The organism is Sphingomonas epibiotica (assembly GCF_039615155.1).
In the GTDB taxonomy this organism is placed as follows: Bacteria; Pseudomonadota; Alphaproteobacteria; order Sphingomonadales; family Sphingomonadaceae; genus Sphingomonas.
The window spans coordinates 24,145-38,177 of the sequence record NZ_JBDGHY010000008.1 but is presented as its reverse complement, the minus strand read 5'-3'; the positions used below and the strand labels follow the sequence as shown (position 1 = coordinate 38,177).

The 14,033-nt window shown below is 66.9% G+C and carries 9 protein-coding genes; 4 read left to right on the top strand and 5 right to left on the bottom strand.

What is annotated here, in order from left to right; translation table 11 throughout:
* Positions 1-88: 88 nt before the first annotated feature.
* A complete protein-coding gene (locus tag AAIO73_RS15935; protein WP_056459912.1) occupies positions 89-457 on the top strand; it encodes a glycine zipper 2TM domain-containing protein in 369 nt (122 codons plus the stop codon).
* Between the two features lie 216 nt (positions 458-673).
* Entirely contained in the window at positions 674-3,226 is a 2,553-nt protein-coding gene (locus AAIO73_RS15930) for a TonB-dependent receptor (RefSeq protein ID WP_345879227.1), read from the top strand.
* Positions 3,227-3,270: 44 nt separating this feature from the next.
* Here AAIO73_RS15930 and era read toward each other — a convergent pair whose 3' ends face one another.
* The gene (gene era, locus AAIO73_RS15925) at positions 3,271-4,173 is read right to left on the bottom strand and encodes a GTPase Era (RefSeq protein WP_345879225.1); all 903 of its coding nucleotides are present in this window, start codon (positions 4,171-4,173) and stop codon (positions 3,271-3,273) included.
* Positions 4,174-4,325: 152 nt separating this feature from the next.
* On the opposite strand from era, the gene AAIO73_RS15920 reads away from it, so the two are divergent.
* Entirely contained in the window at positions 4,326-5,936 is a 1,611-nt protein-coding gene (locus tag AAIO73_RS15920) for an alpha-N-arabinofuranosidase (protein ID WP_345879223.1), read from the top strand.
* 63 nt (positions 5,937-5,999) lie between these two features.
* Here the strand turns inward: AAIO73_RS15920 and AAIO73_RS15915 are convergent, their stop codons facing one another.
* Positions 6,000-7,100, bottom strand: a complete 1,101-nt coding sequence (locus tag AAIO73_RS15915) for a glycosyltransferase (RefSeq protein ID WP_345879221.1) — start codon at positions 7,098-7,100, stop codon at positions 6,000-6,002.
* A gap of 139 nt (positions 7,101-7,239) precedes the next feature.
* Here AAIO73_RS15915 and AAIO73_RS15910 point away from each other — a divergent pair, with 139 nt between their 5' ends.
* Entirely contained in the window at positions 7,240-8,016 is a 777-nt protein-coding gene (locus AAIO73_RS15910; RefSeq protein ID WP_345879220.1) for a hypothetical protein, read from the top strand.
* Between the two features lie 164 nt (positions 8,017-8,180).
* On the opposite strand, the gene AAIO73_RS15905 is transcribed toward AAIO73_RS15910, so the two are convergent.
* The 3 genes from AAIO73_RS15905 to AAIO73_RS15895 form a co-directional block, all read right to left on the bottom strand.
* On the bottom strand, positions 8,181-9,638 hold the full coding sequence (locus AAIO73_RS15905) for a hypothetical protein (RefSeq protein ID WP_345879218.1): 1,458 nt from the start codon (positions 9,636-9,638) through the stop codon (positions 8,181-8,183).
* A gap of 10 nt (positions 9,639-9,648) precedes the next feature.
* The gene (locus AAIO73_RS15900) at positions 9,649-11,256 is read right to left on the bottom strand and encodes an inorganic phosphate transporter (protein WP_345879217.1); all 1,608 of its coding nucleotides are present in this window, start codon (positions 11,254-11,256) and stop codon (positions 9,649-9,651) included.
* 195 nt (positions 11,257-11,451) lie between these two features.
* Positions 11,452-13,935 (bottom strand): glycosyl hydrolase 115 family protein, encoded by a 2,484-nt coding sequence (locus tag AAIO73_RS15895; protein ID WP_345879215.1) that lies wholly within the window; start codon positions 13,933-13,935, stop codon positions 11,452-11,454.
* Positions 13,936-14,033: the final 98 nt, after the last annotated feature.

The following is a 14,033-nucleotide window of genomic DNA, read 5'->3' as shown; positions in this document are numbered from 1 at the left end:
TATCGGCTCAAGCGAATCAGGGCATACCCCAAATCACAGACGGACATCCCGATCAGGAACCGTCACCAGATTTTGAGGGAGAAGACCCATGTTCAAGAAGCTGACGCTCGCTGCCGCCGCCCTTGCCACGGTCGCCACCGCCGCCGCCCCCACCGCCGCTTCGGCGCAGAGCTGGCGCGGGGACCGCTATGAGCGGGATTACCGGGACGGCCGCAGCTACCGCGAATATCGCGGCGACCGCGGCTATTACAACAACCGCTACGTCAACCGTCGCGGCGAACGTTGCGAAAATGGTGACGGCGGCACGGTGATCGGCGCGATCGCCGGCGGCCTGCTCGGCAACCAGGTCGGCGGCAACGGCAACCGCCTGCTCGGCACCATCCTGGGTGGCGGTGTCGGCGCCTTGGCCGGCCGGGCGATCGATAAGGCGGACGCCCCGCGCTACTGCCGCCGCTAAGCGCTTTCCCGAACCCCCGGTGGCGTAACGGGGTCACGGGAATGGGCCGGTCCTCCGACAAGGAGGGCCGGCCTTTTTGCGTTGCGCCCGCCCGGTTGCCGAAACCAGGTACGACGCCACCTTGTCGCCGGACCGCCGTTCAATTGCCCCGTTCTGCCACGATCCGGCCGGAAACCCTGCGTAGTCCGCGGGCGCAACGGTAACGGAGTGGCGTGCATGACGCGATACGGGCGGGACGGCTGGCGGACGCTCGCCGGCGCGGCACTCCTTACCGCTCCCGTCCCGGCATGGGCACAGGACGATACCGAGCAACCGGGCGGGGAAACGCCCGGGCAAGAGATTGTCGTCACCGGCAAACGTCCGCCGGGATCGGCTCTGGGCGATGCGGCGCCGGTCGCGGTACTCGATGCCGAGGCGATCCGGGCAATGGGCGTGACCAGCATCGAGGAACTGCTCAAACTGCTGAAACCGCTGACCACGTCGAACAGCAGCGGCGAACCGGTATTCCTGCTCAACGGCCGCCGCATTTCGGGCTATCGCGAGATCCAGACCCTCCCGCCCGAAGCGCTGGAGCGGACCGAAATCCTGAACGAACAGGATTCGGCGCGCTTCGGCTTTCCGGCAACGGTCCGCGTCGTCAATTTCGTCACCAAGAAACATTTTCGCGGACTGACCGTCGAACAGGGGGCGGGCACCACCACCGACGGCGGCGGCGGGACCGCGCGCACCCAACTGGGCGCGACCCGGATCGAGGGTAATCGCCGCACCACGCTGGCGATCAACTACGACCGGCAGAACCCGTTATTCGCCGATGAGCGTCCCTATCAGGTCGACAACGATACGCTGTTCGACCGGACCGGCAATCTGCGCGGGCTGAACGGCGGCAGCATCGACCCCGCGCTCGACGCCCTTGCCGGGCGGGCGATCACCGCCACCGCCGTGCCGACCGATCCGACACAACGCGACACCGTGAACGCCTATGCCGCCGGCACGACCCGCGCGACCGACATCTCGCCCTTCCTGTCGCTGCGCAGCAACGACCAGTTGAAGGTCGACATGACTCACGCCGTCCCGATCGGCAAGACCATGACCGGGTCGCTGAACCTGATCATGGACGCGCAACGCGGTTTTGCGCTCGCCGGGTTGCAGGGCGCGACGCTGCGCCTGCCCGCCGCCAATCCGGCCAGCCCGTTTGCCGGCGACGTGCTGCTTTACCGCTATCTGGACGAAGCCGGGACGCTGACCCAGCGCAACGACAATCTGACGCTGCACGCCGGATCGGCGGTGCAGGGCGGGATCGGCCGCTGGATGTGGACGGTCAGCGGGGAATATGACCGCGTCCGTGCCCGCGCCTCGGTCGATCGCGGCGTCGATCCGGCGGTGTTGCAGGCGGCGGTCGATGCCGGCGCCGATCCCTACGACCTGTCCGACCGCATCGCCACCGCCGGCCGGATCGTCACCCGCAGCCGCACCCTGACCAACACCGCCACTGCCAAGGCGACCGCCAACGGCCCGGCCTTCCATCTGCCGGCCGGGCAGGCGTTGCTGACGCTCAACGCCGATTACGCCTATTCGAACAGCAACGGGCGGCTGGCCGACGATATCGGCGCGGCGACGTCGCTGACGCGGACGATCGCAGGCACCAGCGCCAGTCTCGATCTGCCGATCACCTCGGTCGATCGCGGCGTGCTCGACGCGATCGGCACGGTCTCGGCCAATGCGACGCTGGGGGTCACCGGGGTGTCGGACTATGGCAATCTGACCAGCAGCAACCTTGCGCTCCGCTGGAACCCGTGGCGCCCGATCCAGATCACCGCGTCGATCAACACCGCGCAGACCCCGCCAGCCATCGCGGCGTTGACCAACCCGATCGTCACCGTTCCCAACACGCCGTTCTTCGACTTCGTTACCGGCACCAGCGCGCTGATCGCGGTCACCGGCGGCGGCAACACCGACCTTGCGCCCGAGGAACGTCAGGTTCGTACACTCGGCCTCGACTGGCAACCGATCAAGGGCAGCGAGCTGCGCCTGAACCTTGCCTATGTCGACACGCGCATCACCGATCAGCTCGTCTATCCGGGCAGCGCGACCGCCGAATTGCAGGCCGCCTTTCCCCAACGATTCCCGCGTGATGCCGCCGGACAATTGCTGCGCGCCGACCTGCGCCCGATCAACGCCTTCGACGAACGCGAACGCAAGATCACGGCGGGCTGGTCGTTCTTCGGACAGATCGGCCCCAAGCCGCCCGCGCCGACGCCCCCGGCCAAGGACGCGCCGCCGCCGCCGCCACCCAAGCAGCGGCCGATGTTGTGGAGCTTCACCACCGTCACGGCACGGCTCGACGACCGGCTGGTGCTCAGCCCCGGCCAGCCCGAACTCGATTTGCTCGATGGCGCCTCGCTCGACGGCAATAGCGGGCGGTCGCGCTACGAGGCGCAGGCGAATATCGGCGGTTCCTATGGTCCGGTACGCCTTGGCACCTATGCCTTCTGGCAGGCACCGACCCGCATCCGCAGCAGCATCGCCGAATCCGACCTGCGCTTCACCCCCGCGACGTTCGTCGGCTTCTATTCGCAACTCGAAGGGCAGCAACTGGCACCCAGAGCCGCCTGGACCAAAGGCATGACCGTCCAGTTCGAAATCCAGAACCTGCTGAACGACCGGCCCGATGTCCGCGACCGGAACGGCGCGGTGCCGTTCCGCTTCCAGCCGGCGTTTCTCGATCCCTATGGCCGGATCATGAAGCTCTCGGTGCGCAAGCTGTTTTGAAGGCCTGCGCGGGGATGACGAGGTCGTAAGTGAAGGACCGCCCCCTATTCCACCCAGTCCAGCCCAATATCCCGGTACAGCATCCGGTCCTCTTCCCAGTTCGGCTTGACCTTCACATGCAGGTAGAGATGTACCCGAACGCCCAATAGCTCCTGCAATTCCTTGCGCGCGGTCGCGCCGATTTCCTTGATCCGTTGCCCACCCTTGCCCAGCACGATCGCGCGTTGCGTGTCGCGCGCAACATAGATTTGCTGGTGGATTTCGACCGACCCGTCCTCGCGCTCCAGATAGCGTTCGGTGTCGACCGCGCTCGCATAGGGCAGTTCCTCGTGGAGCTGATGGTATAGCTGCTCGCGCGTCACCTCCGCCGCCAGCATCCGGTCGGTGGCGTCGCTCACCTGATCCTCGGGGAAATGCCACGGCCCCTCTGGCATCCGCTTCGCCAGCGCCGCCTTCATCTCGGCCAGGCCATCGCCGGTCGTCGCGCTGACGAAGAACGTCTCCTCGAACGCCGCCATCTCGTGCAGCCGCGCGGCATGGTCGAGCAGGCGCGGCTTGTCGGCGATGTCGACCTTGTTCAGGATCAGCAGCTTCGGCTCCTTGCGCGCGGCCAGTGGCTCGACGATCGCGCGGACCTTCGGCCCGATCCCGCCCTTGCCATCGACCACCACCGCGATCGCATCAGCACCCGCCGTACCTTCCCACGCTGCCGACACCATCGCCCGGTCCAGCCGCCGCTTCGGTTCGAAAATGCCCGGCGTGTCGACCAGCAGCAGCTGCGTGTCGCCCTCGATCGCGATGCCCATCAACCGGGTGCGCGTCGTCTGCGCCTTGGGACTGGTGATCGCGACCTTCTGCCCGACCAGCGCATTGACCAGCGTCGACTTGCCCGCATTCGGGGCGCCAAGGACCGCGACCAGGCCGCACGACTGGGGAGAAGACGTCAAAAGCTAACCTCGCTATAATATCCGATGACGCCCTTCTTACCCGCGGCAGCGACGCAAGCAAAGCGCGCGCGCACCGCAAGTCGGTGCTTGATCCGCCCCGGCAGGCCCGCTACCCAATAGTCCGACAAGAACAGAGGAGGGGGCGAGAACCCATGCGTACTCAATCGACCGCGCGCCGCACATTGCGGACCCGCGCACGCAATTTCGTGCTCGGTACGGCATCGGTGCTGATCGCAGCGTCGGCATCTGCCCAGGCCCCCGCCCCCGCGACGCCGCAGCCGGGCGAACCGGCGCAGATCGCGATCCGCGGCGATCAGCAGGGTCCGACCTATGACCGGCGTATCTTCACCCAGTTCGCCGAACATCTCGGCAACGGCATCTATGGCGGCCTGTGGGTCGGCAACGACCGCCGCATTCCCAACACGCGCGGGTTCCGCAACGATGTCGTCGCCGCGCTGAAGCGCCTCGGCGTGCCGGTCATCCGCTGGCCCGGCGGCTGCTTCGCCGACGAATATCACTGGCGCGAAGGGATCGGGCCCCGCAACAAGCGCCCGGTCAAGATCAACACCAACTGGGGCGGCGTGACCGAGGACAATGCGGTCGGCACCCATGAATTCATGGACCTGACCGAACAGGTCGGCGCCGAAGCCTATATCTCGGGCAATGTCGGCAACGGATCGCCGCGCGAAATGGCCGAGTGGGTCGAATATATGACGCAGGAAGCCGGCACCCTCGCCGACGAACGCGCGAAGAACGGCCGCAAGGCGCCGTGGAAGGTGCCCTATTTCGGCATCGGCAACGAGCTGTGGGGCTGTGGCGGCAATATGCGCCCCGAATATGCCGCCGACGAGACGAAGCGCTTCGCGACCTTCATCAAGTCGCCGGCCGGCAGCCGCGTTCTCAAGATCGCATCCGGCGCCAATGTCGAGGACTATAACTGGACCGACGTGATGATGCGCGAGGCGATCAACCAGATCGACGCCGTCTCGCTGCATTACTACACCGTGCCTGGCGGCGGCTGGCCGCCCAAGGCATCGCCGACCGAGTTCGACGAATCCGCCTGGGCCGAAACGCTCGCGCGGACGTGGAAGATGGACGAGCTGATCACCAAGCATTCGCAGATGATGGACAAGTACGACCCGCAAAAGCGCGTCTGGCTGGCCGTCGACGAATGGGGCACGTGGTATGCCCAGGATCCGGGCACGACGCCGGGCTTCCTGCGCCAGCAGAACACGCTGCGCGACGCGCTGGTCGCCGCGATCAACCTCGACATCTTCGCCAAACATGCCGACCGGGTGAAGATGACCGCCATCGCGCAGATGGTGAACGTGTTGCAGGCGATGATCCTGACCGACGGGCCGAAGATGGTCCTGACGCCGACCTATCACGTGTTCGAAATGTACAAGCCGTTCATGGACGGCACGGTGCTGCCGATCACAGTCAACAGCCCCTATTACTCGCGTGACAAATGGGTGATGCCGGCGGTGTCGGCCTCGGCGGTGCGCGGCAAGGACGGCGTGGTCCATGTCGCCTTGTCGAACGCCGATCCGAACCGTCCGACCACCGTGTCGGCGGCGCTGACCGGGATCAACGGCGCGACCGTGACGAGCCGGGTGCTGACCGCGCCGACGATCACCGCGCACAACACGTTCGACAACCCCAACGCCGTGACCCCGACCGCCTTCACCAGCGCACAGGTCGCCAACGGCACGCTGACGGTGACGCTGCCAGCCAAGTCGGTAGTGATGCTCGACATCAAGTAAGGGCATGGGGCGGCGTCGGCCGCCCCATTCTCCCGCTACGGACGGGGACGTTCCCGCCGTGCGTCAGTCGGCCCAGAGCCGTACCGCCAGCCCCTCGATATAATCCGCCGCCCGGCCCGCCGCGCCCGCATCGTACAGCGCGGCCAGCGCCGCCGGATCGAGCGCCTTGGCGGCGTCCAGCAGCCCGCGCCACGGTGCCAGCGCCCCCGGCCATTGATGCAGCGCCACCGCCGCGCCGACCTCGGCCAGCCGGTCGGCCTTGCGCGTCTGTTCGGCGAAATACCGCCATTCCGGCGCGCAGATATAGGGGCGGCCGACCCGCGCGATCTCATGCACCGTATTGTCGCCCGCCGATGCGATCACGACATCAGCGGCGGCGATGTGATCGGTGACGCCGTCGACCCAGCCGCGTTCGACCAAATTGCCGAAATCGGTTTCATGCCCCTCGCGATGCACCGGTCCGATCACCAGCCACAGCGCGTCGGGCACCGCCCGCGCCGCCATGGTCAGCGGGGCATAGGGCGTCCCCGCCCCGCCGCCGCCGGTCAGCACTAGCACAACTTCCTTGTTAGGATCGATGCCCAGCTTCGCGCGTGCCTCGGTCTTGGTCGGCACGGCATCGGTCGTGGTGCACAGCCCGCCGGTATAACAGGTCTTGGCCCGGCCCCAGTCGGGAAAGTCGTCCTGCTCGATTCGCTGATCGAACGGCGCCAGCAACCCGACGCACGCCTGATAGGCGCCGAGATGCCCCGGATCAGTGCGGTCGCCATGCATGCGGATCTTGATCGCCGGCACGCTGGCGATGCGCGACAGCAGTGCGATCTCTGCCGAAACATCGACCACGAACAGCGCGGGGGCGGCATCGTCGAGATGGTCTAGGATCGTCCGCATCGTCCGCCGCGTCGCCTCGACGCCCAGCGGCACGCAGTGCAGCACCTCGGGCGTCGGCTGGTCGAACAGCGCGCGCGTCGGGACCGGCGCGCCGATCATGTTGGGCAGCGCCACGATCTCGATCGGCCGGTCGAAGCCGTCGAACAATTCGGGCCGCGCGCACAGGATCGTCACCGGCCGCTCGGCGGGCAGTTCGCGAATGATCGCCATCGCCCGATTGGCGTGGCCGCGGCCCTGATGATGGATGAAAAAGGTGATCGGCCGCGTCGTCATCTGTCCCCCGGAGAAACCCGTCTTCGTACCTGCGCACGAACGCGGCGGAACCGTTGCCGGCTCCCCGCGTAACCGCCATACCAAAAATTATTTCGGAATCACAACGATTTCCGATGATTCAGATGGGAATAGAACCTGCATGACGACGCATGACGGCTGGTCCAATCCGCGCCCCGGCCTGACGATACTGCGCCGTGGCGACGCGCCGATCCGCGCGATCCAGGTCTATGGCCAGCGATGTTCAGGCACCAACGTCCTCATCCGGTCGATCGAGGCCAATCTCGGCCGCGCCGCCTTTACCGAACAGCATGGCTTCAAACACTGGTTCGTGCCCGAACAGATACTGTTCCCGCGCGACGTAATGGTGTTGGCGGTGGCGCGCGATCCGGTCGACTGGGTGCGCAGCCTGCACCGTCAACCATGGCACGCCCATCCCGAACTGAAGAAACTCGGTTTCTCCGACTTTATCCGCGCGCCGTGGCATAGCTATTGGGACAGCGAATTTTGGGGGGTCGAGGACGATCATCCGGTGCTGGGCCGCGAGATGCTGCACGAACGCTGCCCCGACACCGGCGAACGCTTCGCCAACCCGCTCGCCAAGCGTACCGCGAAGCTGCGCCATTGGGCGGGACTGCACGACCGGGCGCATCATGTCGCGCTGCTGAACCACGAGGCGTTCGTCACCGATCCGGTGGGCGTGATCGCCGATCTTGCCGCCGCGACCGGCCTGACCATGGCCGAACCGTTCGTCGCGCAGGACACGTACAAGGGGCAGGGTCGGCGTGCCTTCCGTCCGACCGCCTACCCACCGGTGTCCGACGCCGACCTCGCCCATATCCATGCCTGGCTCGATCCGGCGGTCGAGGCGCGCTACGGCTTTATGATCCCCGAACCGCAGGCGCAGGCAGCCGAGTAGGGTTGGTTCGCGCGAAGGCGCAAAGGCGCGATGGGGTTTCGCCGATGGACATCCCGCCCGCGCCACCGGCCTCATCTGCGTTGCAGCCGGTGAAGGCGTCTCCCGCTCGCGCGACCGTCACCCGGAACGCAACCCCTTCGCGCCTCCGCGCCTTCGCGTGAACCCTATCTTCTTTCAGCCCTGGCGCGACCGACAAACACCGACAGCGCCACCGTCAGCACCCCGGCGACGACAGCCCAGATCGCCAACCCCTGCCACGGCGTGAACCCAAGCCATTCATCGGCGACGGTACGCAGATAGCCCGGATCGAACCGCTCCCGGAACACCGCCACCGCCAGCGCGCGCGGCTCGTCCTGCGGCGCGGTGATCTCCGCGCTGGCGATCGCCATGTTGAGGACGACCGACCCCGCCAGCAACGCCGCCACCGCCACGCGCGACCAGCGCGTCGCCTGCGCCCAGAACGCGCCGATACCGATGCACAGAAACCCGACCGCCGGCAGCGCGTGGCGCGGCCCGGTCGCGTTGCCGCCGTCCCAGTAATAATAGCTGGCGTTGATGAGGAACGGCACCACCGCCCCCGCGACCGCCAGCCAGCCGAGGTCGCGCGTGGCGCGATCGCGCACCAGCATCGCCAGCCCGAACGGCGCGACGATCAGGATCGGCGCGACCCACAACATGCCGCGCCGTTCGCCGAGGATCAGTTCGTACAGCACATAGGGCTTGGGATAGGTCAGTCCGAACAGCCCCTCCTGCATCCCCGCAAAATCGGTGACGCCCGAATAGCCGAGCCGGAACACCGTCCCGAACGCGATCAGGTTATAGGCGAGCAGCACGACCAGCGCGCTGGCGCCCGCTGCCAATGCGATGGCGACGGTCCGCACCGCCTCCCCCCGCGCGACCGTCCGCAGCCGCCACAGCGCGAAGCCCGCGACCGGCAACCCGGCGATCAGCGCCGAATGTTCGATCAGCACCGCCCAGCCGAGCGCCAGCCCGGCGACGACCGCATGACCGGGCGACCGTGCCGCCCCGGTGCCCCGCCACACCGCCCAGGCGGCGATCAGCAGCAACGCCGCGACCGGGGCATGGCCGAAGATCGTCGTCGACCAGCCCCAGATGGTGGTGCCAAGGCCATAGGAAAGCGCGGCGACCACGCCCGCCTCGACATCGCCGGTCACCCGTCGCACCAGATCGTAGAGCAGCATCGCCGCCAGCGCGCTCAGCACCGCACAGATGGTGACGGCGACCAGCCGGATGCGGATTTTCAGGAACCGGTTGAACTCGCGATTTTCGAAACCGGGGACGAAGTCATCGGCGCGCTGTCCCGACAGCCGATCAGCGATAGCAACGGCGGGCATGCCCAGCACGGTCATCCCCGGCGCCTTGTCCGAATAATAATGGCTGCCGAACTGCGCCTTGTCGATCGTCAGGGGGGCGAATTCATCGATCGTCGCGTCGCCCTGTTCGACCAGCGACAGGGTGGCGAACATGCGCACGGCGTTGTTGGGATTGAACTCCCACGACCCGAACCATGCGCAGGAAAACCAGACCAGCAGCAGGATCAGCCATGCCACCGGATCACGGCGCAGCGGCACGACCGACCGGTCCCCCCGCTGCGTCGCCACCGTCATGCGATCAGAAGACCCGGTTCAGCAGCAGGTAGAGCGACCCCGACAGCAGCACCGACACCGGCAGCGTCAGCACCCACGCCATCAGCAGGTTGCGCACTGTCCCCATCTGCAACCCCGACCGGTTCGCCGCCATCGTGCCGGCGACGCCCGACGACAGGACGTGCGTGGTAGACACCGGCAGGCCGAGGCTGTCGGCACCGAAGATCGTGCCCATCGCCACCAGCTCGGCCGACGCGCCCTGCGCATAGGTCAGGTGGGTCTTGCCGATCTTTTCGCCGACGGTGACCACGATCCGCTTCCAACCGACCATCGTGCCGAGACCGAGCGCGAAGGCGACCGCGACCTTGACCCATAGCGGGATGAAGCGCGTGCCGGCGTCGAGCGAACCGCGATAATCGGTCAGCACCTGCTGGTCGCGATCGTTCAGGCCCAGCGACTTCTCCTTGCCGATGCGCTTCACCGCTTCGGAGGCAAGATACATGTCGTTGCGCATATTGCCGCTGACCGCCGCCGGAACCTTGGCCAGCGAACCATATTCGCGGACCTGGCGGTCGATCGTCCCGACCAGCGCGGTGACGGCGGGTACGGTTTCGGCGTCCAGCTTGCGCTCGGTGATATAGCGCTGCGTCTGGCTGCGCGCGGCCATGTCGTCGAGGCCGACGCGCGGGCCGCGCGGGGCCAATACCTGCACCGCCGCCGCGCTGTTGGTGGCGAACTGCGCCTCATATTCGGCGGGAACCGCACGGTTGAGCGCATAGGCGGTCGGCACCGTGCCGATCAGGATCAGCATGATGAGACCCATGCCCTTCTGTCCGTCGTTCGACCCGTGGGCGAAGCTGACGCCGGTGCAGGTGAAGATCAGCAGCGCGCGAATCCACAGCGGCGGCGGCGTGTCGCCGACCGGCGCCTCGTACAGCTTGCGGTTGCGCACCAGCGTCTTCATCGCGAGAAACAGCAGCGCCGCGACCCCGAAGCCGATCAGCGGCGAGATCAGCAGCGCCTTGCCGATCTCGGTCGCCTTGTCCCAATCGACGCCAGCCGATCCGTTGCGCCCCTGCAGGATCGCATTCGCCACGCCGACGCCGATGATCGATCCGATCAGCGTGTGCGACGACGATGACGGGATGCCCAGCGCCCAGGTAGCGAGGTTCCACACGATCGCCGCGATCAGCAGCGCGAACACCATCGCGAAGCCCGACGACGACCCGACCTGCAGGATCAGTTCGATCGGCAGCAGCGAGATGATGCCGAACGCGACCGCACCGGTCGACAGCAACACGCCGAGGAAGTTGAAGAACCCCGACCACACCACCGCGACATGGGCGGGCATCGAATTGGTGTAGATGACGGTCGCGACCGCATTGGCGGTGTCGTGGAAGCCGTTCACGAATTCGAAGCCCAACGCTATAATGAGCGCAAGCACCAGCAGCGCGAAGGGCATCAGCGTCAGCGGATCGACGCTGGCCGCCGCTGCGTCGTGATATACGTTATAGACGACATAGCCGAGTGCGGCGACGATCGCCGTGGCGAATCCAAACGTACCGGCGCGGCCGAAGCCGTCGTCCAGTTTCGGGCCGGGGCGTCCATCCCGCTCCAGCGCTGCGCTCGTCATCGAAATTCCCCTGCCGAATGGACGAGTCGCCCTACTGGCGAAGTGTGACAGTTCCACACCGCCCCCGCGTCGGCATCGCGATCGGCGAGGCGCCCATAGCGGATGGAAGATGCTTTGGCGATATGCCGCGCATATGCGTCCGATTCCGGAACGACGCCGTTACCGGTGCGCCACACTATGCGCGCGCAATGCCGGTCAGGGCAGGACGCGCAACCGTTCGATCACCACCCCCGGATCGACCATCCACAAGCGGATGCGATGCCGCCCGGCCTCTGCCACCTGATGGCTGGACCGGGTCGCGCGAACCGCATTGCTGACCGCCTCCGCCCATTCCTTCTCACCCGTTCCTTTCCACAGGTCGATCACCTGTGGCGCGGCATCGTCGATGGCGATGGCGTAGCGCCGCCCGCCGCCGGTCACATCGAGCGACGGCGCCGCCAGCACCTCGACCGTCGCGGTGCCGGCAGGCAGCGTGACCGTGTAATCGAGCGCAGGCCCCTTGCCCGGCACCTGCGCCGCCGCCGTCTGCGGCCATGGCGTCACCGCGCGACCCGCGATGCCGAGGCCGGGCACGATAACCCAACGCACCGCGTCGGCAGGACGGTTGGCAGCGAACGCCGCCGCATCGATCTCGGTCGGCTTCGCCGGCGGCTGGACCGCAATCGGCGTGCGCCGCGTGCCGGGCGCGACGCGACGCACCTCTGGCATCACATCGGTCTCGGGCTGTTGCCAGCTCGTATAGCCGATATGCGTCTGCGCCATCATGTACCGCCACTTGCCGCCGTTCAGCCCCTCATAGCGCGCGCGGATCGCACGATCGTTGGCGAACAGCCGCTCCGCCTCCTCCGCGAGGCGGTTGGCCGCCGGATCGCCCGCCGCCGCCGCCGCGCGGTTGCGCGCGACCGTCACATAGAGCCGGGCGAGATTGCCCGCCGCCTCGACCGGATGCGCGACCAGTTGATAGAAGGCGTCCTGCCCCGCGACTTTGGGCCGCACCGCCGCGACGTCGCGGTCGAGCGCCGCCCATTCGGCCAGCACCCGGTCGGCGGTGCCGTCGGTCAGGCTCCAGCTATCGGGCGACCATAGTTCGGGCTTCTGCCGCGCCAGATAGCGGGTCGTGCGGTCGAGGATCGACGCGATCGCGTCCGCCTGCCCCGCCCCGAACTGTTCGGCTGCCCAGCGGCGATGATAGTCCGCCATCGCGTCGACGGTCATCGCCTTCGGATTCCACGCCATGTCGAGGAAGAAGCTGGTCGGCAGCTCCATCGGCTTCAGGTCGCCGACATTGACGATCCACATTCGGTCGACACCGTGCGCGTCGGCCAGCGCCATCTGCTCCCAGGTTCGCGAAATCTGGTTGGTGTTGAGCCACTTATAGTTGCGCGGACCGCCGACATAATCAAAATGATAATAGACGCCGTACCCGCCCGGTCGGGTTTCGCCGACCTTGGGCAGGCGACGGATATTGCCCCAATTGTCATCGGCGAACAGCAGCGTCACGTCGTCTGGAACGCGCATCCCGGAATCGTAATAGTCCTGCACTTCCTTGTAGAGCGCCCAGACCTGCGGCGTCTGCGCAGCGGGCTTGCCGGTCACCTCGGCGATGATGCCGCGCTGGTCGGCGACGATGCGTTCGAGCAGCTTGGTCGCGGTGCCGCTGGTCATCGGCTCGTCGCCATCGCCGCGCATGCCGACCGTCACCACCGCATCGCGCCCGGCATTGCGCACGATTCCCTCGCGCCAGAAGCCGCGCAGCTTCTCGGCATTGGTCGTGTAATCCCACGCCCCGCCCTTGCCCCGCGCCCATTCGATATGCGCGCGCTGCATCGGTTCGTGGTGCGAGGTGCCGAGTACAATCCCCATCCGGTCGGCCAGTGCGGCGCTCGCCGGATCGTCCTGCCACAGCGATTTGCCCCACATCGCCGGCCACAGATAATTGCCCTTGAGCCGCAACGTCAGTTCGAACACCCGCGCATAGAAGCGCGCATTGATCCCGCCAAAGCTGCTGCGCGCCCATTCGCCCAGCGCCGGTTCCTCGTCGTTCAGGAAGATGCCGCGATAGCGCACCTGCGGCGCGTCGATCCGCCGCCCTGTCGTCACATACAGGTTCGGGCGCACCGGCACCGGCACGTCCGCCCACCAGTTCCAGGGCGACACTCCCGCCCGACGCGACAGGTCATAGGTGCCGAAGATCGCCCCGCGCTTGTCGGCGCCGACGATCACCAGCGCGCGGGCGACGCCCGGCATCGGTGCCTCGACCACCTGCTGGACATAGCCCTCCCACCGGCCCTTCAACGTCGATACGTCCAGCTTGCCCGCCGCGACCAATGCGTCGATCGTCCGGCTTTGCCCCAGCACGCCGATCAGCACCGCCCGGCCCTGCGCCTCTCCGCTGCGGCCGGCGAGTCCGGTCAGGTCGCGGCTTAGATCGTCGGCGGCATCGCGAACGCCGCCATCGACGGTCGGTTCGACAACGACCCGAGCCGGCACCCCGTCCTCGATCAGCGTCATCGCGCCCCTCGACGCTTTCCCGCAGATCGCGACCAGTCCGGTACAGGCCGATGCCGGGCTCGAGGCCAATATGCCGACCGCTGCCGCTATCAGGCCAATTCCTCGGATCGTCAAACGCCGGTCAGGACGATGAATCGATTGCTGCATGACCTCTCCGGATATCGACATCGTTGGTCGAAAGCATTGCTCGCGTGAGCAAACATGCCGCTCATCGGTCAAACCAGTCACAGCGTCAACGTTTCGTCCAATAGTTGCAGCGCTTTCCG

What these genes read in the sequence shown, in the direction of transcription:
- AAIO73_RS15935 (WP_056459912.1), top strand. Translation starts at nt 89, where the DNA reads ATGTTCAAGAAGCTGACGCTCGCTGCCGCCGCCCTTGCCACGGTCGCC.
- AAIO73_RS15930 (WP_345879227.1), top strand. Translation starts at nt 674, where the DNA reads ATGACGCGATACGGGCGGGACGGCTGGCGGACGCTCGCCGGCGCGGCA.
- AAIO73_RS15920 (WP_345879223.1), top strand. Translation starts at nt 4,326, where the DNA reads ATGCGTACTCAATCGACCGCGCGCCGCACATTGCGGACCCGCGCACGC.
- AAIO73_RS15915 (WP_345879221.1), bottom strand. Translation starts at nt 7,100, where the DNA reads ATGACGACGCGGCCGATCACCTTTTTCATCCATCATCAGGGCCGCGGC.
- AAIO73_RS15910 (WP_345879220.1), top strand. Translation starts at nt 7,240, where the DNA reads ATGACGACGCATGACGGCTGGTCCAATCCGCGCCCCGGCCTGACGATA.
- AAIO73_RS15900 (WP_345879217.1), bottom strand. Translation starts at nt 11,256, where the DNA reads ATGACGAGCGCAGCGCTGGAGCGGGATGGACGCCCCGGCCCGAAACTG.
- AAIO73_RS15895 (WP_345879215.1), bottom strand. Translation starts at nt 13,935, where the DNA reads ATGTCGATATCCGGAGAGGTCATGCAGCAATCGATTCATCGTCCTGAC.